Here is a 24,744-nt window from a genome sequence, read left to right on the forward strand (position 1 = left end):
GGACAATGCAATTGTCCCACTATGCAACGTTCGCATAAGAACCCTTCCGCGGCCCTTCCCCTTTGCAGCGGGAAGCATTATTCCTGTGTAACGATACCCTCGGCGGAAGGTTTTTTCAGCGCTGCGCCGGGGCCGGAATTGGGGAATTTGGGTGCGCTTCAACGATCTCATGCAGACGGTTCTCGCCGCGGAAGGGCGTAGCGGCCTGGGGGCCGTGACGCTGTGGCGGCAATGCGTGGATCTGCTGGCGCAAAATGACCGGCATGACCGTTCGATCATGTCCGACACGGAGCGGGCGGCACTGCTGGAGCGGTTGACCGGACTGCTGCCGAAATTGTCGGAAACGCAGCGCATTGCGACCGTCGTGGAATTGGGCGGGCGGTTGCGGTCACCCGCCTTGGTGGAATTCTTCGCCAATGATCGCCCGGCGATTGCGGCAGCCGCCATGTCCCGCGCGCGCCTCCCCGATGCAGCCTGGGTGGAGATGTTGCCGCGCCTGACGCCTACGGCACGCGGCGTGCTGCGGTCGCGGCGCGACCTTGGATCGGCGACGGTGCAGGGACTTGAGGCTTTCGGCGCGACCGATCTGGTGCTGACCAGCCATGTCGCGGCGGAGCAGGACGACATGCTGCTGACCGAGGCGATGATCGTCCCTGCCGATCCGATAGAGGAGCAGCCACAGGCCGAGCCGGTCGAGGAGGCGGCGGAGGACCGCAGCCAGATCCGTAATCTGGTCGACCGCATCGCGCGCTTCACCAATGCACGGCGCACAGGTGATCTGGACGAAGCGCCGCAACGGGCCGCCATGACCGGGCCGCGCACCTTCGCCTTCGAAACGGATGCATCCGGGTCGATCGTATGGGTCGATCAGGGCCCGCGGGCGGCGCTGATCGGCCTTGCGCTCAATGAAACGGCGCTGGAAGGGGGCAGCGGGCCGGATGGCCATGTCGCGGGCGCCTTCATGCGGCGCAGCGGTTTTCAGAACGGCCGCTATACGATCGTGGGCGGCACGATGGCCGGTGAATGGCGGCTGTCGGCCGCACCCTTTTTCGATCCGCGATCAGGGCGTTTCCAGGGCTATCGTGGACAGGCGAGGCGCCCCTATCTTCACGAAGTGGCCGCCGAACCGCGTGCAGAGTCTGTGTCGATCGCCGGGCTGTCCGCCGATTCGATCCGGCAACTGGTGCACGAACTGAGGACGCCGCTGAATGCCATATTGGGCTTTGCCGAGATCATCGAGCAGGAACTGTTCGGTCCGGCGGGTCCTGAATATCAGGATATGGCGGGTAAGATCGCTGTGGATGCGCGGCATCTGCTGACCGCCTTCGATGATCTGGACCTTGCGGCCCGCGTGTCGCGTGGCGAGGACGGCAATGGAGCGCCGCGCGCCGTTGATCCCGCGCTTCTGGTGACGCAGGTCTCGACGCGCTTTCGCGAACAGGGCGACGGTGCCCGGATTGACATCGCGATGGCGCGGGGGCTGCCGATGGTGCAGATCGACCCGGTGCAGGGCGAGCGCATGATCCAGCATCTGATGCGCACGCTGATTTCCGTGGCGCCAGCCGGGGAAGCGCTGACCGGCACATGCTGGCATCAGCCAGGCGGCGCGGAAGGGCGCGTGGTACTGGCCATCGACAGGCCCTCGACGCTGGAGGGTATGGAGGAGGAGCGGTTGCTCGACCCCGGCTATATGCCGGACGGCAATTGGGCAGACGGGCCGTTGCTGGGCCTTGGTTTTTCGCTGCGCCTGATCCGCAGTCTGGCGACGGGATGCGGCGGCGCTCTGGACATCGAACCGGGCCGCTTCCTGCTCGCCGTGCCGGCCATGGCGGAAACAGAGGATGCCGTCGGCAGCGCCTGACGCGCGCCTGAGGGAAACCCTATCGCAACCAAATCCGGGTAGCGGTGGTGGCATGACCTCGCTTTCCCATGACGGCAATCTGCTCCACGCGCCTGCGCCGGAAGACAGGATCACGCTCGATCCGGCTTTCGGCACGCGCTTCATGCTGTTCGTCGACACGGAGGAGGAGTTTGACTGGAACGCGCCCTTCCGCCGGACGGGGCATGGCGTGACGGCGTTGGAAGGGATGGAGCGCGGGCAGGCCTATTTTGCGGCGGCCGGGATCAAGCCGATTTACGTGACCGACTATCCGGTGGTCGACAGCGATGCGGCGGCGGCAATGATGGGACGCTGGCTGGCCGATGGCGCGGCCGATGTGGGGGCGCATCTTCATCCCTGGGTCAATCCGCCGCACATCGAGGAGGTGACGGCGGCCAACAGCTATGTCGGCTTTCTGCCCGAGGCGGTGGAAAGGGCGAAGCTGGAAGCCTTGTGCCTGCGGCTCGCGGAGCGTTTCGGCGCGAGGCCGATCGTCTATCGAGCCGGCCGTTATGGCGTGGGCCGCCATAGCGCCCGCCTGCTGGAGGAGGCCGGGTTCCGGATCGACAGTTCGGTCCGCAGCCGGTTCGACTATAGCGGCCAATATGGGCCCGATTTCCAGGGGCTGCCGCAATATCCCTATTGGGCCGGGCCGGGCCGGAGCCTGGTCGAATTGCCGCTGTCCACCGCCTTTGCCGGCTTGCTGAGGCGCGGTGGCGAACGGCTGTACCGACTGGCGCAAGGAGCCGGTCCGCTGTCCGGCGCCCTGGCGCGAACGGGAATGTTGAGCCGCATTCCGCTGACGCCTGAAGGCATCAGCGCGCAGGAGGCGATCGCCGCGATCGATGCCCTGATTGAAGAAGGTTCGCCAGTGCTGAATTTCAGTTTTCATTCCCCGACGCTGGAACCGGGGCACACGCCCTATGTCCGGAACGAGGGGGACAGGACGGCCTTTTATCGCTGGTGGGACGCGGTGCTGGATCACCTGGACCGTCGGAATGTTCGCCCCGCGACGCTGGATGTGTTTCTGAAGGCTGTTCCGGAGCGAGGACAGGCTTGCCAAGTCGCCTGATGCTGCCTATCCGGGCAACAAGGTGGGGCCTGTAGCTCAATGGTTAGAGCTGGCCGCTCATAACGGCTAGGTTGCGGGTTCGAGTCCTGCCGGGCCCACCAACGACCATGGTCTTGCCTTGGCGAAGGCCTTGCGCGTCGATGTTACTATCATCACCGTTACGGAACGCTTCCAGGTTTATTCCGGTGCCGTGGGGTATGACCTGGCCTGGAGCGGGGGCCGTGTTGGATGAATATGCTCAAGGGCAGAAGAAGGCGGCAGATTGCATCCTTTCTGCCGGGCGGCATGAGCCGCCCGGTGCATATGCTCCGTGCTGCCCGCGAAAAACGGCATGGCCCTGTGATTGCCGATGCGAACGACGAATGCTTTCGGCGGAGCGTACAGGTGGTTCCAATCAATCCGGGCGGCAACGGCTCATGGACCGCGTGAAGCGTAGCGTCTTCAGTGATATAAATTCACCGTGATGCAGCCGGACTTCTCGCCTAGCTGCCCCGAATCGAAGGGGCAGGGGCGTTTCCAGGGATGGGACATGGGGCGCGGTTACTGTGACGGCGTCCAGGCACCAACCAGTTCGGCAATGTGGGAGGTTGGGTGCCCGGCCAGATTCTTGTCGATTTCGGCTACGAGCTTGTCCTGTGTCGCACGGTCATAATGGTGGCGCAGGGTGGACAGGGTGGAGGGAGGCGCTACGACAATGATGTCCCCATCTTCCTTGACAGCCAATTCGGCGAGAGCGCCGGCGGCTTCCACCGCGAACCGATCTTCCTTCTGCTGGTGTAAATCCGCTTCCTCATAGGTACTGCGCTCCGGGCCCGCACTCGAATAACTAACACCTGGCGCATCGGTGCGCTGCTCGCGATTGGCTGGATTATCGATCGTGCGATGCACCAGAACCTTCAGTTCTGGGCAGACGGCGCTCCCTTCGTTCTTCAGCAACAGCATCTTCGCGCCGTCGACGATCAACAGGATTGTGCCGGAAGCTATTTTCATGGCTTTGCCTTTCCTGGCGTGGATTGCCGGTGGCTGGCCGCATATCCGATCGTGAATCGGCGGCCGACGCCACACCTTTCGCACAGCATCGCGCAAATGACCTGGACCGCGATATTGGGGCTTTTCCGTATGGCTTCCAGGCACGCCGCGGCCATGATGACGTGAAGCGGAGCGACTCCCTGCAACAGGACATTGAAAGCAGCGAATATGATGGTAGCGCAAGAAAGTGCAGGGCTGCTTCCGTATCGATGGCACGGTGGGGCCCTCCAGGTTTTTCTCGTTCATCCAGGAGGGCCTTACTGGCAGCGAAAGGATGAGGGGGCATGGCAGATCGCCAAGGGCGGCGCCTTGCCGGGGGAGGCCCTTCACAACGCCGCACTGCGGGAGTTCGAGGAGGAAGTCGGTGCGCGGCCTGCCGGCAATCCGTGGCCACTCGCACGCCTGCGTCAGGCTGGCGGGAAATGGGTGGAGGCTTACGCCGTCGAGGGTGACCTTGATCCCGCCGATCTTGCCAGCAATGCGTTCGAAGTCGAATGGCCGCCCCGAAGTGGCATCATAGGTTCCTTTCCCGAGATCGATCACGCCGCTTGGTTTTCGCTAGCCGAGGCGCGCGTCAAAATACTCAGGAGCCAGGCACCGTTTCTGACGGCTCTCGAACAAGCCCTCTCCCGAAGCGAGGATGCTGGCTCCTCGCGGACTATCCGAGAGGGATCGAAGTAGGATGAGTTTGACGACGCAATTGGCGATCGCGACTGCCATGGTGGCGACGACCGTGCTGATTCATTTGGTGGGACTGGCGGGATTGCTGGCGATCCTGCGGCGCCACCGCCACGCATCGCAGTTGCTCATCGCTTCTTTTGTGAATGGAATAGCGATCCTGCTCGCTGCATTTGGGCTTTTCGCGTTACATGCCGTGGAAATCTGGCTCTGGGCGGCTCTTTACCTGCTATTGGATGCATTTCCCAATCTGGAGCATTCGCTGTATTTTTCCACCTCGACCTATGTGACCATCGGCTATGGCGATGTTGTTTTGCCGGTCGGTAGCCGAATTCTGAGCGTGATAGAGGGTGCGAACGGCATTATTCTGATCGGCTGGTCCACCGCTTTCTTCTTTTCCATTGTGGATCGGCTGAAGCTTCTTGAACGGTATCTGGAGAAGGGCTGAGGGGAGGCATTGAAGGCCGCGGGTTGACGCAACTGTGTGGCGACGGCGTTCCATGCATGGCCGTTCCTTCCTGTAATAGGCGTGGCGTGGACGGTCAGCCGATGACAATCCAGACTGCAAGGCTCGCTGCCGCCGCTGCAAGAGCGGCGAATAGTGGTATCGCGGCCCTCATGCCGCCTTGCCCCCAACCGATGACCACCGTCATGACGCCTTTCGCCAGAGTGTTGGCTAGAACCGCGCCTCCGAGTATGAATCCGGCGGTTTGATCGTCGATTGCATGCGGGGGGAGCCCGGCCATGGTCATCACGGCTGCATCGACGTCCGACACGCCGGTAAGGGTGAGAACGAATGCCATGCCCTTTTGGCCGAAATGTTCCAAGGCCCAACGCGCGGCAAGCGACAATCCCGCGACAAGGGCGGCCAGCATGAGCGCGGGGGTGAAGCCCAGGGGATTGGCGACGGCTACGCCGTTGCCACCCTTGCCCTGGGCACGCCAGGCAGTCAGGGCGAAGGCGACGGCTACAAGCGTCGCCGGCGCCATGGTCAGTACCAGAGACGGTAAGGCGCGGGGAACGAGAACGAGTGCCACCAACTGCACCCTGACGAACATCACGATGGATGCCACCGCAATTCCGGCCGTCAATAATCCTCGGCCATCGGGTTCGTCGCGCAGCCGCCTGGCATAGTCTGCGGTGACGGCGGTGGAGGACACAATGGCCCCGGTGAGCGCCACCAGCAACACGCCGCGGTCGCGGCCAAAGCGCCTCGAGATGGCATAGCCGGCGAAGGACAGCCCCATTACGAAGACGACGACCATCCAGATTTTCCTGGGGTTCCAGGCGTCGTAAGGACCGTAAGAGGCATCCGGCAGCAACGGCAGAATGATGAGGGATACCAGCAGGAAGCGGGACACGCCCTCGATCTCGCTCTCATCCATTCCCCGGAGCAGAGTGTGCATCGATTGCCGTGCGCTCAGCATCGCAAAGATCGCCGCACCTATGGCCAAGCCCAGGGCGGGCGAGAGGCGCGTCGCGCAAAAGCCCGCTCCAAAGGTCAGCAGGCCCGCCAGCGTAGTCGTGGCAGACAAATGATCCTGATCGGCGCTTCGGTTGTAGCCGACCGTCAGCACAGCCGAGACTCCCAGGGCAAGGGCAGCGGCGACCAAGTCGGGGGAAAGGCCACCGAGCCCACCAAGCAAACCGATCAGCCCGAAGGTACGAAAGCCCGCGACCCTGCGCCCCTTGCCGAAATCTCGCTGCGTCCAGCCGCGCTCCATCCCTACAAGCAGGCCGACTGCAATCGATGCGATCAGGGAGAGATAGGGGTGAGCGATATTGAACATGAGTTTGGCTAGCCTAAGCGCTGTGCCAAGAGCGTGCCTGCAACATCAAATCTCTCCGAACAGAGCCCGTTGCGATGTCTCGATTTCCTCGAAATATCGCCGTCTTGCATGCTTTTCGGTCAATAAACCCAAGACCTTGCCGGACGCATCGACCACCACCAGTTCGTCAGCCACCCATTGGTCGAACAGGTGCAAAATCTTCTGTATGTCGGTATCCGGACTGAGCGTAGCCTCGCGCAGCACTGCAAGCTCGGTTATTCGCGTATCTTCCTCAATCTCTGGCGCATAGGCTGAGGGCGTCGGTACGATTCCACAATATTGGCCGTCCTGGTTCACAATCACGGCCTTGCTCGCGGAGCCGAGCGGCACTCTGCTCCGAAACTGGGCCACGGTGCAATTCTCGTCCACCGAAATCCAGTCGCGACGCATCATGCGCGCGGCCGTCAGGTTTCGCACCCAGCCGATATCGCGCGGACTGCGAATGCTTGAACCGCGCAGGTGAAGTCTCCAGGTCGAGAAGGAATAGCCGAAAAACTCCCGGGTCATCGCGCTCGACAGCAAGGAAGCGGTCAGCACGACAGCCATCAGACCGAAATCATGGGTCGTCTCGAGCATCAGCAAGGCCAGGGTCATTGGGCCGCCGACGATCGACACGCTCAGCCCCGCCATGCCTACCAAGGCTGCATCTCGGGGATTGAGCGAGAACCCAATTGCCGACGCATTGACCGCGCCAGCGAAAATCTGCCCTACAAGGGCGCCCAGGAAAAGCGATGCGAAGAACAGGCCGCCCCGGAAGCCGAAGCTTAAGGAAATCACCGATGCGGCGATCTTGAGTGCCAATATGAGCAGCAGCAGTCCGAGTGCAGGTTGCAGGACAAGGTCCAGATGCAACGCTCCATGCCCTGCTGACAGCGTTTGCGGCGAGCCCAGAGCGAGAGGTATCAGGAGCAGACCGCCGACCAAAGGTCTCCATCGCCCCAGCCTCCGCCAACCCTGCGCCCGCGCCTCTGCGAAGGTGACGAGCCGCATGATCATGATCCCCAACAAGGCGCATAATATGCCCAGCAGGGCGAACAACATATAATCCGCTGTGGAGATCACCCTGTCGGCAGTTGTTGCGATCAGCCAAGGCTCCACCCCCATCGCCCGTGACACGGAAACGCCCGCCAGAGCGGCCGCGATTACAGGCGCGATCGCCGAGGGCGTATAATGGCCGATGACGATCTCGAAGGCATAGAAGGCACCGGTCAGCGGAGCGCCGAACGCAGCCCCGATGGCCGCCCCTGCGCCTGCGCCCACCAAAGTGCGCAGATCATTGCGCCTCAGTTTTAGCCATTGACCCAGTAATGATGCAACGCCGCCGCCCAACTGGGCAAAGGCCGCCTCCAGCCCCACCGACGCGCCCATGCCGTTGGAAATGATCGTCTGGGTGGCGATCACAAGATTGTCGGTCGCCGGAATGCGTCCCCCATGAAGGGCATTCGCCTCGACCACGTCGATCGGCTCCCTTTTACGTCCCCTCAACAGCAGGGCGAAAGCCATCAACATCAGCCCGCCCAATGGCAGCGCCAGCAAGCGCCAGGGGTGGTGGATCGTTTCCAACGCGCTCAGTCGATTCACCGTCACGCCATAAAATATGCGCTGTAAACCATGGGCCAGCCATTGCTGAGCATTGGTCGTCAGTCCCGCCGCGGTGCCCGCTATGACGGCCAACAGGATGAAGGCCGCCTCGCTTTCGCGCAGGCGTCGCCGTTGCCTGATGGTGAACGACCTGAAGAGTGCTTGCCAGTTTCGCCGCATTGTCACCATAGGTTCCGTGGTCGGTCCAATCCGGGCCGACGAGGGCATTGCGCCCATGCCTCGCTCAGCGCAAGCTTGGAAAAAGCAGATGTCAGCAGAACAATTGACGGACCGGGGGTGAGGCAAGATTGCCCTGTAGCTCTTGTCCTGCGCGGCAAAGCGGATCGATCATCTTCGGCCAACCTAGCCAACCGCATATTGCATTCGGAGGGTGGTTGGAGCATTGGGATGCCTTCGGGAAATTGAATATGGTCCGCCTTATGCTTCGGCTAACGTGGGAGTCTTTTTTCCCCCGGCTTCTCATCATTCTGCTGCTGGTTCTGGGAAGCCTTGCTTTTCGGCTGTGGCTCGGTCAGTGGGATCCGCCCAACCGGTTCACCTTTTCCAGCTTTTACATGGCGGTTGTGCTCTCCAGCTATTTTTTGGGCGCTGCTGAAGCCATCCTCACTTGTCTTCTGTCGGCGAGGGCATCAGCTCTCAGCGGGTGCCCCCACCGCCAGTCTCAATGAAACGCAGCGACATCTGGTGGTAAAGCCGCTTGCGGCAGACAAAGGGAGCCACAAAATCGGCTACCAGCGCGGAGGCCAGGAGCGGCATCATGAGGCCCCGGCTTGCGGTTGTTTCCGAAATGATGATGACAGCCGTAAGGGGCGCCCGCACCACACCCGTGAAATAGGCTACCATCCCAAGCAGGACGATCGCTCCGGGTGGATAGGTCGGAAAAATGCTTCGAAGCACATCTCCAACGCCCGCACCGACCGAGAGCGAGGGGGCGAAGATACCGCCGGGAAGGCCCGATACCGCCGTCGCAAGTGTCGTCAGGAGCTTGGCCGCGCCGAACCAGATCGGGACGTCCGAACCGGTGATGATCGCGTGCGCCGTGGAATAACCAGTGCCCCAGGTGAGGCCCGTCAGGACGCCGGTGACAGCGACGATGCAGCCGCAACATCCGGCGAATATGATGGGTCGCCGGCTCATCCATGCCAGCGGCCGCCAGGACGTGTTTCCTACCGCCAGCATGGCGCGGGAAAAAAACGAACCGAGCAGGCCGCCGAGCACACCGGCAATAGGTGCGGCCACCAGTGCTTCACGCACACTCAGCGTCTGCTGCATGGCGCCGAAGTAGACATAATCCCCGGCAAGGCCCAGGCTGACCATGCCGGCGATCAGCACTGCCGCCATCACCAGGAGGGTCATCCTCTGCTCATAGGCTGCGGCCAGTTCCTCGATGGCGAAGGCGACGCCCGCCAAAGGCGTGTTGAACGCCGCAGCGACGCCCGCCGCGCCGCCGGCGATATAGACCGAAGCCCGTACCGGGATCGCCAGGAAACGGTGCGCATATCCCATGATGGAAGCTGCGATCTGCACCGTCGGCCCCTCTCGGCCTACCGACGCGCCCAGCAGCAAAGTGCAGATCGTGAGAATGAATTTGGCGATCGCGGTTCGCGCGGAAACCAGCCGATCCATGCCCCGCTCCGGATTGCGGGTCGCTGCGATCGTCTGGGGTATGCCGGAACCGGTGGCGGCCGGTGCGAACCGCCTCGTCGCCCAGACCAGCCCGGCAAAGCCCGCCGGCGTGATCAGCAGCGGCGCCCACCACCAGCGCGCCACGACGGACAGGAAGACATGATTGGCCTCGTCGGCCAGACGCGCGAATGTCAGCGCGACAAGGCCGATCAATATTGCCCCGCCCAAGAAGGCTGCTCGCCTGCGCCAGACGGTCGGCCGCAGGCCGTAGAGGCGCAGGCGGGCGCGCAGGCGCAAGGAATTACGCATCGGCCATGCTGCCTTCTTTGCGCGGCGATCCGGGCGCGAGCCGCAGGAGCAGAAAACCGGCGACCGCAGAAAGTACCGATCCGCCCAGAACCCCAATCTTGACCTCGTCGGACAGAAGCGGATCGCTGAACGCAAGGCCGCCGATGAAGAGGCTCATCGTGAAGCCGATGCCGCAGATGAGAGCGAGGCCATAGACCTGCAGCCAGGTAGCGCCTGCCGGCCGGTCTGCTATTCCCAGGGCTACCGCCCCCCGGATGCTGGCGAATATTCCGATCTGCTTGCCCAGAAACAGTCCGGCACCGATGCCGAGTGGCAGTGGCCCCATGATCTGCTCCATGCCGACGCCGGCCAGCGATACGCCGGCATTGGCGAAGCCGAACAGGGGCACGATCGCAAATGCGACCCAGGGGTGCAGCCGGTGCTCAAGGCGATGAAGCGGCGATTCTGCGTCGTCCGGGGCCCCTGGCGACGTGCGGATGGGAATGGCCAGCGCCGCCAGAACCCCGGCTATCGTCGCATGGACCCCCGACAAGAATACCGCCAGCCACAAGGCCACGGCCAGCACCATATAGGGCCAGAGCTTCTTCACGCCCGACCGGTTGAGGATCAGCATCGCGCAGAAAAGAAGCGCGCCGACCAGCAACGCCAACCCGCTGATCCCCTTGGTGTAGGCAAGCGCGATAATCAGAACCGCGCCCATGTCGTCGACGATGGCAACGGTGGTCAGCAGCAGCTTGAGCGACGTTGGCGCGCGCTTGCCGAGCAGGGCGAGCACACCAATGGCAAAGGCGATGTCGGTCGCGGCCGGGATCGCCCATCCGTTGGCGAGTCCCGGCGTACGACCGGCAATCAGCAAATAGGTTATGGCAGGGATCGCCATTCCTGCCGCCGCCGCGATTACGGGCAGCCAGCGGTCGCTCCAGTTCGACAGGCTTCCATCTATGAACTCCCGCTTGATCTCCAGGCCGACGAGCAGGAAGAACAGCGCCATCAATGCGTCATTGATCCAATGGAGCAACGACAGCGGGCCCAGATGGACGTGCAGACTTTCGAAATAGACCTCTGCCCATCTGCTGTTGGCAAGGATCATCGCGAGCAGCGCCGCGAGGATCAGAAGGATACCCCCGGCCGCCTCGGTCCTGAGAAATTCGCGCAGCGCCGAGCGGGGGCGGTCGAAGGCATCAAGCATCAGCATGGTGAAACCCGATAACGGCCCTTGCCATGAAATGTCCAAGAAAACCGGGCCATATAGTGAGAAAAATAGCAACTCTGGGTCTGAATCTGGTTTTGAATGCGGCGGACGTTATAGTTGCTCCATGCCGGAAACGGCGCGTAAGGGGACTTCATGACAGCGCAATTGCAAGGCCTCGCACAATTTGCCGATGAGCGGCTGGAACGGGTCGCTCTTTATCGTTGGTGGCGTCGTGCGGTCGTAGGGCGGGTCGAGCATGAGCGGGTGCTGGAACGGATTTTCGGCGATAGCGCTTGGTCGCCCCGCTATGCCTTCATGACAATGATGTCGGCCGGGATTGCGGTTCTCGGATTGCTTCTGTCGTCGCCGGCGGTTGTCATAGGCGCCATGCTGATCTCGCCGCTGATGAGCCCCATATTGGGGCTGGGTTTCAGCCTTGCACTGTTCGACTTTGGGGAGATGCGCCGCTCGCTCATCGCGCTCGCCGTAGGAAGCATCGCGGCTGTGCTCTTCACGGCGCTGATCGTCGCGCTTTCGCCGCTTCAGGCGCCGACCGCCGAAATCATCGCGCGCACCCGTCCCAATCTTTTCGATCTTGCCGTCGCCCTTTTTGCAGCGCTCGCAGGCACCTTCGCGATCATCCGCGGTCGCGGGGACACGATTGTCGGGGTTGCCATTGCAACTGCCCTGATGCCGCCCCTGGCCGTGGTCGGCTATGGCCTTGCTACCTGGAATATGCCGGTTCTGGGCGGCGCCGTCGCGCTGTTCGTCACCAACTTCGTCACGATCGCCCTGTCGGCCACCGTGATGGCCCGCTATTATGGCTTTGGTCACCATCTATCCAGTCAGCAGAGCTGGACGCAGACCATCATATTGCTGTTCGTCTTTGCGGCCATGGCGATCCCGTTGGGCATTTCCCTGAAACGGATAGCGACCGAAGCCGTGACGACCAATCAGGCGCGCTCCTATCTTTCGGATCGCTTCGGTTCGAACGCGCGCATCACACAGCTTGATCTGGACTTTGATGCCCATCCGCTCCTGGTGCGAGCCGTGGTGATCACGCCGCGCAATCAGGCGAAGGCCAATGACATCCTGCAATCCGAGCTGGAGCAGCGCCTGGGAAGACCGGTCCGCCTGCGGCTGGATCGGGTCCTGCTGGAACCTGGCGCGGGCGCCGTCGATGCCCAGCGCGAAGAATTGCGCCAGGCCAGCGAGACGGCGGCTCTGGAAACCACACGCGTCAATATGGTCATCCAGTCGCTCGCCCTGTCCGCGGGCGTCTCGACCGATCAGGTCACCGTGGATCGCGATCACCACCGGGCCAGCGTAGCGGCGGCTCCGCTCCCTGGTGCGACGCTTGCGACCTATCGAGCGCTGGAGGCGCGTGCTTCGGCGCAGGTCGAAGGTTGGGAGCTGGCGATCATCCCGCCGCAGTCCGACCTGCCGATCATAAGCTTTGCGGATAATAGCGACACGCTCGACAGCGTGGCTCGACAGGCGGTGCTGACGTCGGCATGGGCCGCGCGGCGGTGGAATATGCAGGCGCTCTCCGTTCCGGCGCTGCCTGAAACGGATACCGACAAACCCAATCTTTCGGAACGGCGCGCTCTGGCAATCGGTGGGTTACTGCGGGAAAATGGCGTCAGGGCCGTATCTCGCGCGCCCGCAGGACAGGCATTCCGTCTGCTCCCCGCGCGGACAGAGGACCTTCCTTGACACCCAGGCGGGCCTTCGCCCCGCCGTCACGGTGACAGTCAGTGCGGTGCCGCTCCCATTTCCACGCCCATCTGGGCGACGCGGTGCTCGGATGAGCGGCTTCGCAGGACGTTGTGAAGATCGCAAAGGATGTCGCGCCGGTGTTTGCTCCGCGATGCCTGTCGAAGCCGCGACCGGACTAATCTCGCCGCGTTGACGGGACATGGTGCCCGATGCAGAAGGCTGCGAAGAAGTTGCAATTTGTGCAATGCAAAATTTTGCTTGCGACTCAGGCGAATCAGTGACAGCTTCATAACGGTCGAGGCAGGGGCGCTTCGGCATTCAGGCTGAACCCACCGATGACGGCTGGGGGTCGGCCCGGTTTCTGAAAAACCGACATGGCAAAGATGCCGCCTGGACAGGGTCAGATGACCTTCGTTCCGGCGGCTTTTTTATTGGTTTTTCACCGGCGGCATAGGTGCTGCAGGGCGGCTTTCGACATCGATTTTCGTGTGCTGGATCTTTTCCGACGATGACCAGTCGCGTGCCGCCTCCAGCGATCACGATCAACAAGGAAAGGACATTGGGGAATGGCAGAGGGGGATAATCAGGATGGCGTCAGTCGCCGTGGGCTGCTGAAGACCAGCGGAACGGCGGCGGTGCTTGCTGCTGTGCAGCAGGCCTTTCCATCAGGGGCATTCGCCGCAGGTGCGGGACCGGAAGTCACCGGCGCCAAGCTGGGCTTCATCGCGCTGACCGATGCTGCGCCGCTGATCATCGCCAAGGAGCTGGGCTTCTTCGCCAAATATGGCATGCCTGACGTGCAGGTGGCGAAGCAGGCGAGTTGGGGCGCGACGCGTGACAATCTGGTTCTGGGTTCCGCCGCCGGCGGCATCGACGGGGCGCATATCCTGACGCCCATGCCCTATCTGTTGACGCTGGGCGCAATCGGCAAGGCGACGCCGATGAGCATCCTCGCCCGCCTCAACGTCAACGGCCAGGCGATTTCCGTTTCCAAGGAATATCTGGGCGCCAAGGCGGACCAGAACGCCGGCAAGATGAAGGGCGTGATCGCGCAGCGCAAGGCGGCGGGCAAGAAGATCACCATGGCCATGACCTTCCCAGGCGGCACTCATGACCTGTGGCTGCGCTATTGGCTGGCGGCCGGGGGGATCGATCCTGACAAGGATGTCGAGCTGATCACCGTGCCGCCGCCGCAGATGGTCGCTAACATGAAGGCAGACACGATGGACGCCTTCTGCGTGGGCGAGCCGTGGAACGACCAGCTCGTCGCGCAGCAACTGGGCTACACGGCGGTTTCGACCGGGCAGATGTGGATGAACCACCCGGAAAAGAGCTTCGCCATGCGGTCCGACTGGGTCGCGAAATATCCCAGGGCCGCCGTCGCGATCACGGCGGCGATCATCGAGGCGCAGCGTTGGGCGGACAATCCCGGCAACATCACGCGCCTTGCCGGAACGATTGCCGGGCGCGATTATCTGAAGTGCCCGATCACCGACATTGCCGACCGCCTGCAGGGCAATTTCAACATGGGGGATGGACGCAAATTCCCGAACGCGGCCTTCAAGATGAAGTTCTTCGCGGGCTATGCCTCCTTCCCGTACAAGAGCCACGATCTGTGGTTCCTCACCGAAAACCAGCGCTGGGGGAAGCTGCCCGTGTCCCTCGACACCAAGGGGGTGATCGGAAAGGTCAACCGATCCGACATCTGGCGGAAGGCAGCGGCCATGCTGGGCGGCAAGGGCCCCGCCAGCGACAGCCGCGGCGTCGAGAAGTTCTTCGACGGCAAGACCTTCGACCCCGCCAACCCCAAGGCCTACCTCGCCAGCCTGGCGATCAAGCGCGCCTGATGAAGGAGATCAGCATGGCATCGGCATCGCCCGGCAAGACCAATGGACCGTCGGCTTCGACCGGCGGGTCCGCCACCGAATTGGGGGTCATCCTGCCCTATCCCGAGGAAGCCATTGCGCGCCGGAGCTTCGAACCCGTTGCGGCGCCGGTTCATCCATTGATCCGCAGCCTCAGGTCAGTCGCCGCAAACGTCACGCCGACGCTGCTGATGGTCGGTGCCCTGCTGGCCTTCTGGCAATTGCTCTGCGGATCGCTGGATGCGACTTTTCCCAGTCCGCTCAAGGTCTGGCAGGAGAGCCATGACGTCATCGTTCACCCGTTCAAGGGCGTGGAGATCGGCCTTACCCATCTCAGCATCCAGGACGGCGGCGATGTCGGCATTGCCGGCCATGTGCTGACCAGCCTCGGCCGCGTGCTGATCGGCTACAGCATCGCGGCGGTGATCGGCGTAGCGCTGGGCATATTGATCGGACAGAGCGTGTTTGCCTTCCGAGCGCTCGACCCGCTGTTCCAGGTGCTGCGCACCGTGCCGCCGCTGGCCTGGCTGCCGATCAGCCTTGCCATTTTCCAGCAGGCGCAGCCGTCCGCGATCTTCCTGATCTTCATCACCGCGATCTGGCCGATCATCCTGAACACGGCGGTGGGGGTGCAGACCATTCCGGCGGCCTATCGCAACGTGGCCAAGGTACTGGCGCTCAATCCGGTCGAATATTTCGCCCGCATCATGCTGCCCGCCACCGTGCCACACATGTTCACCGGCCTGCGGATCGGCGTCGGCATGAGCTGGCTCGCCATCGTTGCTGCGGAAATGGTGCAGGGCGGCACTGGCGTCGGCTTCTTCATCTGGGACAGCTACAACAGCTCGCTCCTCACCGACACCATCGTCGCGCTGATCTGGATCGGCATGGTGGGCTTCGCGCTCGACCGGATGGTCGCGCTTGCGGGCCGCATCATCGGCCGCGCGGGCTGAAAAGGGGGATTGGCATGAAACAGCGCAGTTATCTCGCACTAGAGGGCATCAGCGTCGAATTTCCGACCAGGGCGGGGCGCTTTTGTGCGCTCGACGGGATCGACCTGGAGGTGGACAAGGGACAGTTCGTCGCCCTGATCGGCCATTCGGGCTGCGGCAAGTCGACCTTGCTCAACGCCGTGGCGGGGCTGGTCAAACCAACGCGAGGCGCGATCTTCCTCGACGGCGAACTGGTCGATGTGCCCGGGCCGGATCGCGCGGTGGTCTTCCAGGACCACAGCCTGCTGCCGTGGCTCACGGTCGAGGAGAATGTGCGCCTGGCGGTCGACAAGACGGCGGGCGGCAAGAGCAAGGCCGAGCGCAAGGATTGGGTGATCCATAATCTGGAACTGGTCCAGATGGCCCACGCGGCGGGCAAGCGGCCCGGCGAACTGTCCGGCGGCATGAAGCAGCGCGTCGGCATCGCCCGCGCTATCGCAATGAACCCCCGCGTGCTGCTGATGGACGAACCGTTCGGCGCGCTGGACGCGCTGACGCGGGCGGCGTTGCAGGATGTGGTGATGAATTTGCAGGCACGGCTGAACAATACCGTGTTGATGATCACCCATGATGTCGATGAGGCGGTCTTGCTGGCGGACAGGGTCGTCATGATGACCAACGGCCCGGCCGCCCGCATCGGTGAGGATCTCACGGTGTCGCTGGCGCGTCCCCGGAACCGGCTGGAGGCCATAGATACCGTCGAATATGCCGAAGCGCGTTCGGCGGTGATCCACTTCCTGCATGAGCGCTATCGCAATCCGGCGACGCTCGCGGCCTGAAATCAAAGGAACAATCGGGTTTGGAGAGGCTGCCCTGAAAAGGCCCAGAATAGCCATCGGGAGCAAATGAAGGGGGATTTATGAAGAAGGTTTATTTCCTGTTGTCGGCGTCGGCACCGATAATCGGTCTGTCCGCGGCCGCTGCGCAGGCGCAGGAGGTCGTGTTCAAACCGATCGTGGAAGCGCGCCTGCGCTATGAGACGGTCGATCAGGCCGGCCCGGCGCCGCTCAGCAGCAGCCGGGATGCCAATGCCGTGACAATGCGACTGCGTGCGGGGGGCGAGATTTCGAAGGGCCCCTGGGCGCTGCTGGTCGAAGGGGAAGGCACGCTGGCGATCGATGAGGATTATAACAGCGGCGTCAACGGCAAGACGCTCTACCCCATCGTCCCCGATCCGGAAAATGTCGAGGCCAACCGGGTGCAGATCCAGTATCGCACCAAGCCGCTGATCGTGACCGTGGGGCGCCAGCGGATCAACCTGGACGACCAGCGTTTCGTCGGCTCCGTCGCATGGCGGCAGAATGAGCAGACATTCGATGCCGTGCGCGTCGAATATATGGGCGTGAAAAACCTGAAGATCGACCTGAGCTACGCCATTTCGGCGCGCACCATCTGGGGCATTGACGGGGGCAAGTTCGGCTCCGTCAACCGGCCGACGCAGATCGACGGCGACGATATTTTCGCGAACATCTCCTACAAGACCAAGCTTGGGACGCTGACCGGCTTTGCCTATCTGGTGGACGAGGATGAGGCCGTGGCCGCGCTGAGGCGCAATAGTAGCCAGACATATGGCGTCCGCTTCATGGGCGCGCAGCCGCTGACGAAGAAGGTGAAGCTCAGCTACCTCGCCAGCTATGCGCGGCAGAGCAACTATGCGATCAATCCAGTCGACTATTCGGCGGACTATGCCACGGCGGAACTGGGGTTGGATGTTGCGGCGTTCAAGCTGACGGCCGGCTATGAACTGTTGGGATCGGATGCGGGCGCGACCGGTATCGCGGGCGGCTTTGCCTTTCAGACACCCTTCGCAACGCTTCACAAGTTCAACGGCTGGGCCGACAAGTTCCTGACTACACCCGGCACCGGCCTTCAGGATTATTATGCCGGCATCGCCTATACCGTGCCGAAGGTCGGCAAGGCCGGGCCGCTCGTCGCCTCCTTCATCTACCATCATTTCAGCAGCGACCGGCTGTCGATCCATTATAGCGACGAATATAATGCGCAGATAACGCTGAAGCTGAACAAGCATTTGAGCGCGCTCGTCAAATATGCCGAATATGATCGCAAGGGGATCGCCAGCTATGCCGGCGATGCCGACACCAGGAAGTTCTGGGCGCAGATCGACTACGCGCTCTGATATCGCCTGTCCGGCGTGAATGCCGGTATCATGAGCCATCGCTGCCGACCCAGGGTTGGCAGTGATGGTTTTTGCTTTGCAGGCGGCTGTTCCGGGCGGTCGGCTGTTCCGGCACCGGACGCAAGGATAAGCCGGGGCGCCGCCAGAAGGGCGTGCCTTTAGGAACGGGAACTTCGGAGCTTCCCCTGTCGTTCAGCATGCAAAGCCAGACGACGGAGGACCGACTATATGGGCAAGGGCATTCTGCTGTGGCTGCTGGGCGTGCCCATTCCCGTCATCATCGTCCTGTGGCTTCTATTCCATTGAACTGAACAACCGGCATGACCGGCATCCACAATATATTCGGGTAATGGTCGGGGAGACAGGATTCGAACCTGCGACATCCTGCTCCCAAAGCAGGCGCGCTACCAGACTGCGCTACTCCCCGGCGCCCGCGGGCCTTAGCGGTGAAGCAGGCCGCCCGTCAATCGCGCTTTTGCCTTCATTTCCGTTGGCATAGAAAAAGGGCGGATCGCCAAGACGATCCGCCCTTTCGAAAATCTCGCGGAAGCGAAGATTATTTGGCGTTGGCGGCGTTGCCAGCGACGTTCGCAGCGTTGGCGGCGTTGTCAGCGGCATTCGCGGCGTTGTCAGCAGCGTTGGTGGCGTTTTCGACAACGTTCTCAACAACAGCGTTCGAAGCGTTCGCGGTCTCGTTGGCCGGCTTCTCACCGCAAGCGGCGAGGGCCATCAGGCCGGCCGAAGCGAAAACAACAGCGATCTTCTTCATTGTGTACGGCTCCCATAGCATTTTGCCGCGTCGTCACGCCAAAAAACGTGACCTACGCGAGCGACCCGCATTAACGTGTGCGCTGCACAAATCAATGCTTTTCTGCGTCGGTGAAGCGACAGAATCACGCGACAGGGTGTTGTCTACAATAAAAGTTCAGTTACTTCCTAGCGATTCCGGCGCATTTGCGATTTCGAAAAGTGCAACTGCCCATGCCGCGACATTCTGCCGAAGCTGCGCCGGGTCGATCTTGTCCAACGTGTCGTCCGGTGTGTGATGGATGTCGAAATAGCGGGTGCCGTCCTGCTGGAGGTCGATCACGGGAACGCCCGCCTTCACCAGGGGTTCAATGTCGGAGCCGCCGCCAGCGGGCAACCGGCTGGCGCCGATGCCGAGCGGAGCCAGTCCGGCGATGACACGGCGGGCAAGCGCGTCCTGACCCTGCGGCAGCTTGAAATCCACGCGCCACACGCGATCCGCGCCGAAATCCGATTCCATCGCCATGGCATGCGCTTCCTTGCCATGCGCGTCGAAATAGGCGCGCCCGCCATTTCCGCCCACTTCCTCTGCGCCGGCCATCAGCACGCGGATGGTGCGGCGGAGCGGTCCTGTCTTGCTCGCCTGGAGCGCGGCGGCCGCGACGATGCCGCAGCCCGCGCCATCGTCGATTGCCCCCGTTCCCTGGTCCCAGCTGTCGAGATGACATGCGGCGACGACGATGCCGGCCTTGGGATCGCTGCCGGGGATTTCAGCGAGGACATTGCCCGAGGGCTGGTCCTTGAGCATCTTCGAGGTGAGCGTGAGATGAAGCCGCACGGCCTGTCCCCGCGAGACGATCCGGACGAGTTGGTCCGCATCCGGCACGCTTAGCGCGGCTGCGGGGATGGGCTTTACGCCGTCCGCCCACATCTGGACGCCGCTATGCGGCTGGCGGTGATTGTCTGTGCCGATCGATCGGATCAGGATGGCGATGGCGCCCTTTTTGGAGGCGACGCTGGGCCCCTGCCGACGGGTTGCACCGAAATAGCCATAGGAACTGCCGTCCTGCGTCGCATGCATCGCATGACTGACAAAGGCGATCTTGCCTTTGAGGCTGCCGTCAGGAACCGCCTCCAGATCGGCGAGCGTCGGGAAATAGGCGATGTCGCCCTCAATCCCCTTGTCCGGGGTCGACGCGCTGTTGCCCAGGGCGGCGAGGACCAGGGCTTGGGGGAAGGGCGCGATCACCCGGGCTTCGTCATGTCCACGCAGCCATACCGGCATGGTGTAGGGCTCTGCGCGGACGTTCGAGAAGCCCAGGCTTTTAAGCTTCACCACGGCCCAATCGCGCGCGCGCGCCTCCTGGGGCGTACCGGCGGGGCGGGGGCCGACCTCCGTGGTCAGGCCTTCGGTGAAGTCCATCGCGATCTCGTCCGCCAGGGCAGCGGTTCGAATCGCATCGGCACCGGAGGCGGCAAGGAGCGGGGAGGGTGTAAGGATGCCGCCCAGGATAAGGGCGGCCAGCGTGCCCGATCGGATTTTATGCATGGATCAGGCTTAGCGGGGCATCCCCCATTTGCCAACGCGTTCTGCCTCCGCTAACTCCGCCGCAAATTTTCACATAATTCCTTCGGAGCTGCTTCAAGCCATGTCTGCCTCCTCCCAATACGCCTTCGTCATGAAGAGCATGACCAAGAGCTTTCCCGGCGCCGCCAAGCCGGTGCTCAACCAGATCAACCTGCAATTCTATCGCGGGGCGAAGATCGGCATCGTCGGCCCCAACGGCGCGGGCAAGTCGACGCTGATGAAGATCATGGCCGGCATCGACACTGATTTCAGCGGCGAGGCTTGGCCTGGCGAGAATATCACTGTCGGTTACCTGCCGCAGGAGCCGCAGCTCGACCCCAGCAAGACGGTGCTGGAAAACGTCAAGGACGGCGCGCGGGAAGTCGCCGACAAGCTGGACCGTTTCAACGAGATCAGCATGATCATGGCCGATCCGCCGGAGGACGTCGATTTCGACGCGCTGATGGAGGAAATGGGCACGTTGCAGGAACAGATCGACGCGGTCGACGGCTGGACGCTCGACAACCAGTTGGAGATCGCGATGGAAGCACTGCGCTGCCCGCCTTCGGACTGGCCGGTCGACAGCCTGTCGGGCGGTGAAAAGCGCCGCATCGCGCTGACCCGCCTGCTGATCCAGAAGCCGGACATCCTGCTGCTCGACGAACCGACCAACCACCTTGATGCCGAGAGCGTCGAATGGCTGGAAAATCACCTGAAGGAATATGCCGGCGCGGTGCTGATGATCACCCACGACCGCTACTTCCTGGACAATGTGGTCGGCTGGATCCTCGAGCTCGATCGCGGCAAATATTTCCCCTACGAAGGCAACTACTCCACCTATCTGGAGAAGAAGTCCAAGCGCCTGGAACAGGAAGACCGGGAAGCGACAGGTCGCCAGAAGGCGATCAACGACGAACTGGAATGGATCAGGGCCGGCACCAAGGGGCGCCAGACCAAGTCCAAGGCGCGTATCAAGAAGTTCGAGGAACTGGTCGCCAGCCAGGAGAACCGTACCCCCGGCAAGGCCCAGATCGTCATCCAGGTGCCGGAGCGCCTGGGCGGCAAGGTGATCGAGGCGAAGAACATCAGCAAGGCTTATGGCGACAAGCTGCTGTTCGAAAACCTCTCCTTCATGCTGCCGCCGGGCGGCATTGTCGGCGTGATCGGGCCGAACGGTGCGGGCAAGTCGACCCTGTTCAAGCTGATTACCGGACAGGAACAGCCCGATTCGGGCGAAATCGACATCGGTTCGACCGTGCGCCTGGGCTATGTCGACCAGAGCCGCGATCACCTCGATGCGTCGAAAAATGTCTGGGAGGAAGTGTCGGACGGGCTCGATTATGTGAAGGTGAACGGCCACGACATGTCGACGCGCGCCTATGTCGGCGCCTTCAACTTCAAGGGGCAGGACCAGCAAAAGAATGTCGGCAAGCTATCCGGCGGTGAGCGCAATCGCGTGCACATCGCCAAGATGCTGAAAAAGGGCGGCAACGTGCTGCTGCTCGACGAACCGACCAACGACCTTGACGTGGAAACGCTGGCGGCGCTGGAGGAAGCCATCGAGAATTTCGCGGGATGCGCCGTGGTGATCAGCCACGATCGCTTCTTCCTGGACCGCCTGGCGACTCATATCCTGGCCTTCGAAGGCGACAGCCATGTTGAATGGTTCGAGGGCAATTTCGAAATGTATGAAGAGGACAAGCGCCGCCGTCTGGGCGATGCGGCGGATCGTCCCACGCGCCTCGCATATAAGAAGCTGACGCGCTGATTTTCGCCATGCGGTGCGGAGATGATCAAGGGATTGCAATCATTGCAATGACGGGCTTCATTTTCGCACTTGCAAAATAATGTGCTGCACTGCACATAGGAAAGGCCTTTCAGGCATCCTCTCCTAAAACTTTCCGGCCGGTCCTTTTTGGATCGGCCTTTTTTTCGTGCCCGGCGACGTGCTTCAGCAGCGTTGGGCGGCGTGTTGCGGGCCGGGTGCCGGCGCTTCCGTCGGGCTTGTGGTCGCGGCGCGTTGCAAAGCGCGATTCTTTCCATCTCGGTGCTTCACGCTGCATCGGACTTGGGTTAGTCCCCTCAGAACAATGGACAGGGCAGATATCAGGCAATGAGGGTGAAGCAGGTCTAATGGCGTTGACCCCTCTTTCCGGCGTGATCCTGGGCGTCGTGCTGGCCTTGTGGCTGGGTGCTGCGGTCTGGGCTCTGTCCAGTGGTCAGCGTCGGCGCCGCGAAGGCATGCAGGCGCAGGGAAAGCTCGACAGGCTGTCTGTCCTGCTCGCTTCGGCGCCGGCCGCGCCCATCGTCATCCACCCGGATGGGCGGCTGGAGGCGGCCGACCGGCTCGCCAAATGGCTGGGCAAGGATAGGGTGCCCACTTTCGTTTCCGAATTCACCGCGCCGGACGGCGGTCTGGAACCCGGTGATGCGGCCGCCCTGGCGCAGGAGATCGCTGCGGCCCAGCGTGCCGGGCGCAGCTTTGCGCTGCCGGTGAAGGGCGCCGATTCGTCGCGCCTGCTGCTGGTCCGTGGTGCGCCTGCAGGGCCGGTGCTGGCCGAGAGCGGCGGCGTCGTCCTGTGGATCTTCGACGCGACCGACAGCCAGGCGGAGATCCAGGCGCTGAAGGGCAAGGTGGAGCAGCTTCGCGAGGCGCTGGAGGCGCTGGCGGGGCTGGTCGAGGCGGCGCCCTTTCCCATGTGGCATCGCGCCGCCGACATGCGGCTCAGCCTGGTCAACACGGCCTATGTCCGGGCAGTGGACGGTGAAAGCGCGCGGGAGGTCATCGCCAACGGCACTGAACTGGTGGAGACGGTGGGCGGCGTCACGCCGCAGGCTGCCGCGGCGCAGACCCTGGCCGACGGCGCGCCGGTCGAACGTCTGGTCCCCGCGACTATCGACGGCGAAAGGCGGACGATGCGGGTGGTCGACGTTCCGCTCGGCGCGGCGGGCGTCGCGGGCTTTGCCATGGACCAGAATGAGCTGGAGCAGGCCCGCGTCGAACATCGGCGGCTGGAGGCGGCGCAGCGCGACCTGCTGGACCGGCTGTCCGCAGGGGTGGCGCGCTTCGGGTCCGATCGTGCGCTGCGCTTCTGGAACCAGCCCTTCATGAGTCTGTTCGGACTGGATCAGGAACGGCTGGCCGATAATCCGCCGTTCGAGCGGGTTCTGGACCAGATGCGGGAAGCACGGCGGCTGCCCGAGAACAGGGATTTTCCGGCCTGGCGCGCGGAACGGCGCGACTGGTTCCTCTCCCCCGATCCGCGAGAGGAAAACTGGCTGCTGGCGGACGGCACCCATTTGCGCGTCTATGGGCAGCCTTTGCCCGATGGCGGTCTGCTGCTGATATTCGAGGATCGGACAGAGCAGGTTCAGTTGTCGAGCGCCCGCGACACTCTGCTGCGCGTCCGTACAGCGACTTTCGACAATCTGTTCGAATCGATCGGGGTCTTTTCCTCGGACGGACGACTGCACCTTTGGAACAGTCGTTTCCGGTCGATCTGGGAGGTGCCGGAGGATTTGCTGGCCAAACATCCCCGGATCGACGAACTGATGCGCGCCGTCCAGTCGCGCCTAGCCAAGCCGCAGCAGGCGAACCTCGTCCGCGAACTGGTGCGCGCCGCCACGGTGGAGCGCAAGCAGCGCGTCGGCCATGTCGGTTTTGCGGATGGGCGCATTTTCGAATTCGCGGCGATCCCGCTGCCCGACGGCAATGCGCTGTTCACCATGCTCGACGTCACCGACAGCCGCCGGGTGGAACAGGTGCTCCGCGACCGCAATGACGCGCTGGAGCAGGCGGACAAGGTGAAGACAGCCTTCGTCACCAATATGAGCTATGAATTGCGCACGCCGCTCACCACCATCGCTGGTTTCGCGGAGATGATGAGTGCGGGCTATGCGGGCGAACTGAGCGATTCCGCCAAGGACTATGTCGATGGCATCCTGCAAAGCACCAGTCGCCTCTCCATGCTGATCGACAATGTGCTTGACCTGACGCAGGGCGAGGCCGGGATGCTGCCCATCGAAAAGGCGACGGTGGATCTTGCGGCGGAAGCGCGCGACGCTGTCACGCGGATCAAGGGCGATGCGACGGCCAAGGGGATCGACCTTGCCACGTCGCTCCAGTCCAGCCTGGGCACCGTGCAGGGCGACAAGCGAAGGATCGGCCAGGTGCTGGATCATCTTCTGGAAAATGCAGTGCGTTATTGCGCCCGGGGGGGGCGCGTGCTGCTGCACGGCGATGGCGGCGAGGACAAGGCGCGCCTTGTCGTATCCGACAATGGTCCGGGCATCAGTATCAAGCGGCAGGCAACGATCTTCGACGCGTCTTCCCGGACCGAACAGGCGCGCAACGGCGGCAAGGCGGGGATCGGCCTTCCGCTCGCCAAACAATTGGCAGAGGCCCATGGCGGCACCTTGCAACTGGTGTCGGAGCCGGGGCAGGGAACGATGGTCGTGATCGAGCTGCCCCGTGGCTGAAGCCGGTATCCTGCTGGCCGCG

Annotated in this window: 19 protein-coding genes and 2 tRNA genes; 13 read left to right on the forward strand and 8 right to left on the reverse strand. The window is 62.8% G+C overall.

Translation table 11 applies throughout. The features are described from left to right. Positions 1-151: 151 nt before the first annotated feature. From MRBLMC3_RS02805 to MRBLMC3_RS02820, 4 genes are all read left to right on the forward strand, one after another. Positions 152-1,861, forward strand: a complete 1,710-nt coding sequence (locus MRBLMC3_RS02805) for a sensor histidine kinase (protein WP_363825656.1) — start codon at positions 152-154, stop codon at positions 1,859-1,861. A 52-nt stretch (positions 1,862-1,913) separates the two neighbouring features. Beyond that, positions 1,914-2,951 (forward strand): polysaccharide deacetylase family protein, encoded by a 1,038-nt coding sequence (locus tag MRBLMC3_RS02810; protein ID WP_363825659.1) that lies wholly within the window; start codon positions 1,914-1,916, stop codon positions 2,949-2,951. 25 nt (positions 2,952-2,976) lie between these two features. Next, positions 2,977-3,052, forward strand: a tRNA-Ile gene (locus MRBLMC3_RS02815). A gap of 127 nt (positions 3,053-3,179) precedes the next feature. Continuing rightward, a complete protein-coding gene (locus MRBLMC3_RS02820; RefSeq protein ID WP_363754191.1) occupies positions 3,180-3,380 on the forward strand; it encodes a hypothetical protein in 201 nt (66 codons plus the stop codon). Between the two features lie 111 nt (positions 3,381-3,491). On the opposite strand, the gene MRBLMC3_RS02825 is transcribed toward MRBLMC3_RS02820, so the two are convergent. Continuing rightward, complete coding sequence (locus MRBLMC3_RS02825; RefSeq protein ID WP_363825662.1) at positions 3,492-4,226, reverse strand: host attachment family protein; 735 nt, start codon at positions 4,224-4,226, stop codon at positions 3,492-3,494. Between MRBLMC3_RS02825 and MRBLMC3_RS02830 the strand changes: the two genes are divergently transcribed. Beyond that, the gene (locus MRBLMC3_RS02830) at positions 4,152-4,661 is read left to right on the forward strand and encodes an NUDIX domain-containing protein (RefSeq protein WP_363826620.1); all 510 of its coding nucleotides are present in this window, start codon (positions 4,152-4,154) and stop codon (positions 4,659-4,661) included. The genes MRBLMC3_RS02825 and MRBLMC3_RS02830 overlap by 75 nt on opposite strands. 1 nt (position 4,662) lies before the next feature. After that, on the forward strand, positions 4,663-5,106 hold the full coding sequence (locus tag MRBLMC3_RS02835; RefSeq protein WP_363734894.1) for a potassium channel family protein: 444 nt from the start codon (positions 4,663-4,665) through the stop codon (positions 5,104-5,106). 94 nt (positions 5,107-5,200) lie between these two features. Here the strand turns inward: MRBLMC3_RS02835 and MRBLMC3_RS02840 are convergent, their stop codons facing one another. The 4 genes from MRBLMC3_RS02840 to nhaA form a co-directional block, all read right to left on the reverse strand. Continuing rightward, positions 5,201-6,448, reverse strand: a complete 1,248-nt coding sequence (locus MRBLMC3_RS02840) for an MgtC/SapB family protein (RefSeq protein WP_363825665.1) — start codon at positions 6,446-6,448, stop codon at positions 5,201-5,203. Positions 6,449-6,493: 45 nt separating this feature from the next. Further along, positions 6,494-8,248, reverse strand: a complete 1,755-nt coding sequence (locus MRBLMC3_RS02845) for a chloride channel protein (protein ID WP_363825668.1) — start codon at positions 8,246-8,248, stop codon at positions 6,494-6,496. Positions 8,249-8,725: 477 nt separating this feature from the next. Continuing rightward, the gene (locus MRBLMC3_RS02850; RefSeq protein ID WP_363754205.1) at positions 8,726-10,024 is read right to left on the reverse strand and encodes a chloride channel protein; all 1,299 of its coding nucleotides are present in this window, start codon (positions 10,022-10,024) and stop codon (positions 8,726-8,728) included. After that, the gene (nhaA, locus tag MRBLMC3_RS02855) at positions 10,017-11,219 is read right to left on the reverse strand and encodes a Na+/H+ antiporter NhaA (RefSeq protein ID WP_414714614.1); all 1,203 of its coding nucleotides are present in this window, start codon (positions 11,217-11,219) and stop codon (positions 10,017-10,019) included. The genes MRBLMC3_RS02850 and nhaA overlap by 8 nt, the downstream gene beginning before the upstream one ends. A 150-nt stretch (positions 11,220-11,369) precedes the next feature. On the opposite strand from nhaA, the gene MRBLMC3_RS02860 reads away from it, so the two are divergent. The 5 genes from MRBLMC3_RS02860 to MRBLMC3_RS02880 all read left to right on the forward strand — a co-directional run bounded on the left by MRBLMC3_RS02860 (position 11,370) and on the right by MRBLMC3_RS02880 (position 17,929). After that, positions 11,370-12,932: a DUF389 domain-containing protein gene (locus MRBLMC3_RS02860; RefSeq protein ID WP_363825671.1), complete on the forward strand. Its 1,563-nt coding sequence runs from the start codon at positions 11,370-11,372 to the stop codon at positions 12,930-12,932. Between the two features lie 569 nt (positions 12,933-13,501). Next, positions 13,502-14,782: a CmpA/NrtA family ABC transporter substrate-binding protein gene (locus tag MRBLMC3_RS02865; protein ID WP_363734885.1), complete on the forward strand. Its 1,281-nt coding sequence runs from the start codon at positions 13,502-13,504 to the stop codon at positions 14,780-14,782. A gap of 14 nt (positions 14,783-14,796) precedes the next feature. Further along, a complete protein-coding gene (gene ntrB, locus MRBLMC3_RS02870) occupies positions 14,797-15,753 on the forward strand; it encodes a nitrate ABC transporter permease (RefSeq protein WP_363825673.1) in 957 nt (318 codons plus the stop codon). Positions 15,754-15,767: 14 nt separating this feature from the next. After that, complete coding sequence (locus MRBLMC3_RS02875; RefSeq protein WP_363734882.1) at positions 15,768-16,571, forward strand: ABC transporter ATP-binding protein; 804 nt, start codon at positions 15,768-15,770, stop codon at positions 16,569-16,571. An 80-nt stretch (positions 16,572-16,651) separates the two neighbouring features. Continuing rightward, a complete protein-coding gene (locus tag MRBLMC3_RS02880; protein WP_363825676.1) occupies positions 16,652-17,929 on the forward strand; it encodes an alginate export family protein in 1,278 nt (425 codons plus the stop codon). 350 nt (positions 17,930-18,279) lie between these two features. Here MRBLMC3_RS02880 and MRBLMC3_RS02885 read toward each other — a convergent pair. From MRBLMC3_RS02885 to MRBLMC3_RS02895, 3 genes are all read right to left on the reverse strand, one after another. Continuing rightward, positions 18,280-18,356 (reverse strand) — tRNA-Pro (locus MRBLMC3_RS02885). Between the two features lie 129 nt (positions 18,357-18,485). Beyond that, positions 18,486-18,698, reverse strand: coding sequence for a hypothetical protein (locus tag MRBLMC3_RS02890; RefSeq protein ID WP_133654171.1), 213 nt, complete (start codon positions 18,696-18,698; stop codon positions 18,486-18,488). A 156-nt stretch (positions 18,699-18,854) separates the two neighbouring features. Further along, complete coding sequence (locus tag MRBLMC3_RS02895) at positions 18,855-20,225, reverse strand: M28 family peptidase (protein WP_363825679.1); 1,371 nt, start codon at positions 20,223-20,225, stop codon at positions 18,855-18,857. A gap of 100 nt (positions 20,226-20,325) precedes the next feature. Here MRBLMC3_RS02895 and ettA point away from each other — a divergent pair, with 100 nt between their 5' ends. Then, on the forward strand, positions 20,326-22,011 hold the full coding sequence (gene ettA, locus MRBLMC3_RS02900; protein WP_363734879.1) for an energy-dependent translational throttle protein EttA: 1,686 nt from the start codon (positions 20,326-20,328) through the stop codon (positions 22,009-22,011). 365 nt (positions 22,012-22,376) lie between these two features. Beyond that, the gene (locus tag MRBLMC3_RS02905) at positions 22,377-24,722 is read left to right on the forward strand and encodes a sensor histidine kinase (protein WP_363825682.1); all 2,346 of its coding nucleotides are present in this window, start codon (positions 22,377-22,379) and stop codon (positions 24,720-24,722) included. The last annotated feature ends 22 nt before the right edge of the window (positions 24,723-24,744 follow it).

This window comes from Sphingobium sp. LMC3-1-1.1 (assembly GCF_040676285.1).
GTDB lineage: Bacteria > Pseudomonadota > Alphaproteobacteria > Sphingomonadales > Sphingomonadaceae > Sphingobium.

Bases quoted from the DNA above. Each gene is read 5' to 3' on its own strand.
- MRBLMC3_RS02840 (WP_363825665.1), bottom strand. From the start codon at position 6,448: ATGTTCAATATCGCTCACCCCTATCTCTCCCTGATCGCATCGATTGCA.
- MRBLMC3_RS02820 (WP_363754191.1), top strand. From the start codon at position 3,180: ATGAATATGCTCAAGGGCAGAAGAAGGCGGCAGATTGCATCCTTTCTG.
- MRBLMC3_RS02810 (WP_363825659.1), top strand. From the start codon at position 1,914: ATGACCTCGCTTTCCCATGACGGCAATCTGCTCCACGCGCCTGCGCCG.
- ntrB (WP_363825673.1), top strand. From the start codon at position 14,797: ATGGCATCGGCATCGCCCGGCAAGACCAATGGACCGTCGGCTTCGACC.
- MRBLMC3_RS02845 (WP_363825668.1), bottom strand. From the start codon at position 8,248: ATGCGGCGAAACTGGCAAGCACTCTTCAGGTCGTTCACCATCAGGCAA.
- MRBLMC3_RS02825 (WP_363825662.1), bottom strand. From the start codon at position 4,226: ATGAACGAGAAAAACCTGGAGGGCCCCACCGTGCCATCGATACGGAAG.
- MRBLMC3_RS02850 (WP_363754205.1), bottom strand. From the start codon at position 10,024: ATGCGTAATTCCTTGCGCCTGCGCGCCCGCCTGCGCCTCTACGGCCTG.
- MRBLMC3_RS02890 (WP_133654171.1), bottom strand. From the start codon at position 18,698: ATGAAGAAGATCGCTGTTGTTTTCGCTTCGGCCGGCCTGATGGCCCTC.
- nhaA (WP_414714614.1), bottom strand. From the start codon at position 11,219: ATGCTGATGCTTGATGCCTTCGACCGCCCCCGCTCGGCGCTGCGCGAA.
- MRBLMC3_RS02830 (WP_363826620.1), top strand. From the start codon at position 4,152: ATGGTAGCGCAAGAAAGTGCAGGGCTGCTTCCGTATCGATGGCACGGT.
- MRBLMC3_RS02905 (WP_363825682.1), top strand. From the start codon at position 22,377: ATGGCGTTGACCCCTCTTTCCGGCGTGATCCTGGGCGTCGTGCTGGCC.
- MRBLMC3_RS02860 (WP_363825671.1), top strand. From the start codon at position 11,370: ATGACAGCGCAATTGCAAGGCCTCGCACAATTTGCCGATGAGCGGCTG.
- MRBLMC3_RS02875 (WP_363734882.1), top strand. From the start codon at position 15,768: ATGAAACAGCGCAGTTATCTCGCACTAGAGGGCATCAGCGTCGAATTT.
- MRBLMC3_RS02835 (WP_363734894.1), top strand. From the start codon at position 4,663: ATGAGTTTGACGACGCAATTGGCGATCGCGACTGCCATGGTGGCGACG.
- ettA (WP_363734879.1), top strand. From the start codon at position 20,326: ATGTCTGCCTCCTCCCAATACGCCTTCGTCATGAAGAGCATGACCAAG.
- MRBLMC3_RS02880 (WP_363825676.1), top strand. From the start codon at position 16,652: ATGAAGAAGGTTTATTTCCTGTTGTCGGCGTCGGCACCGATAATCGGT.
- MRBLMC3_RS02895 (WP_363825679.1), bottom strand. From the start codon at position 20,225: ATGCATAAAATCCGATCGGGCACGCTGGCCGCCCTTATCCTGGGCGGC.
- MRBLMC3_RS02865 (WP_363734885.1), top strand. From the start codon at position 13,502: ATGGCAGAGGGGGATAATCAGGATGGCGTCAGTCGCCGTGGGCTGCTG.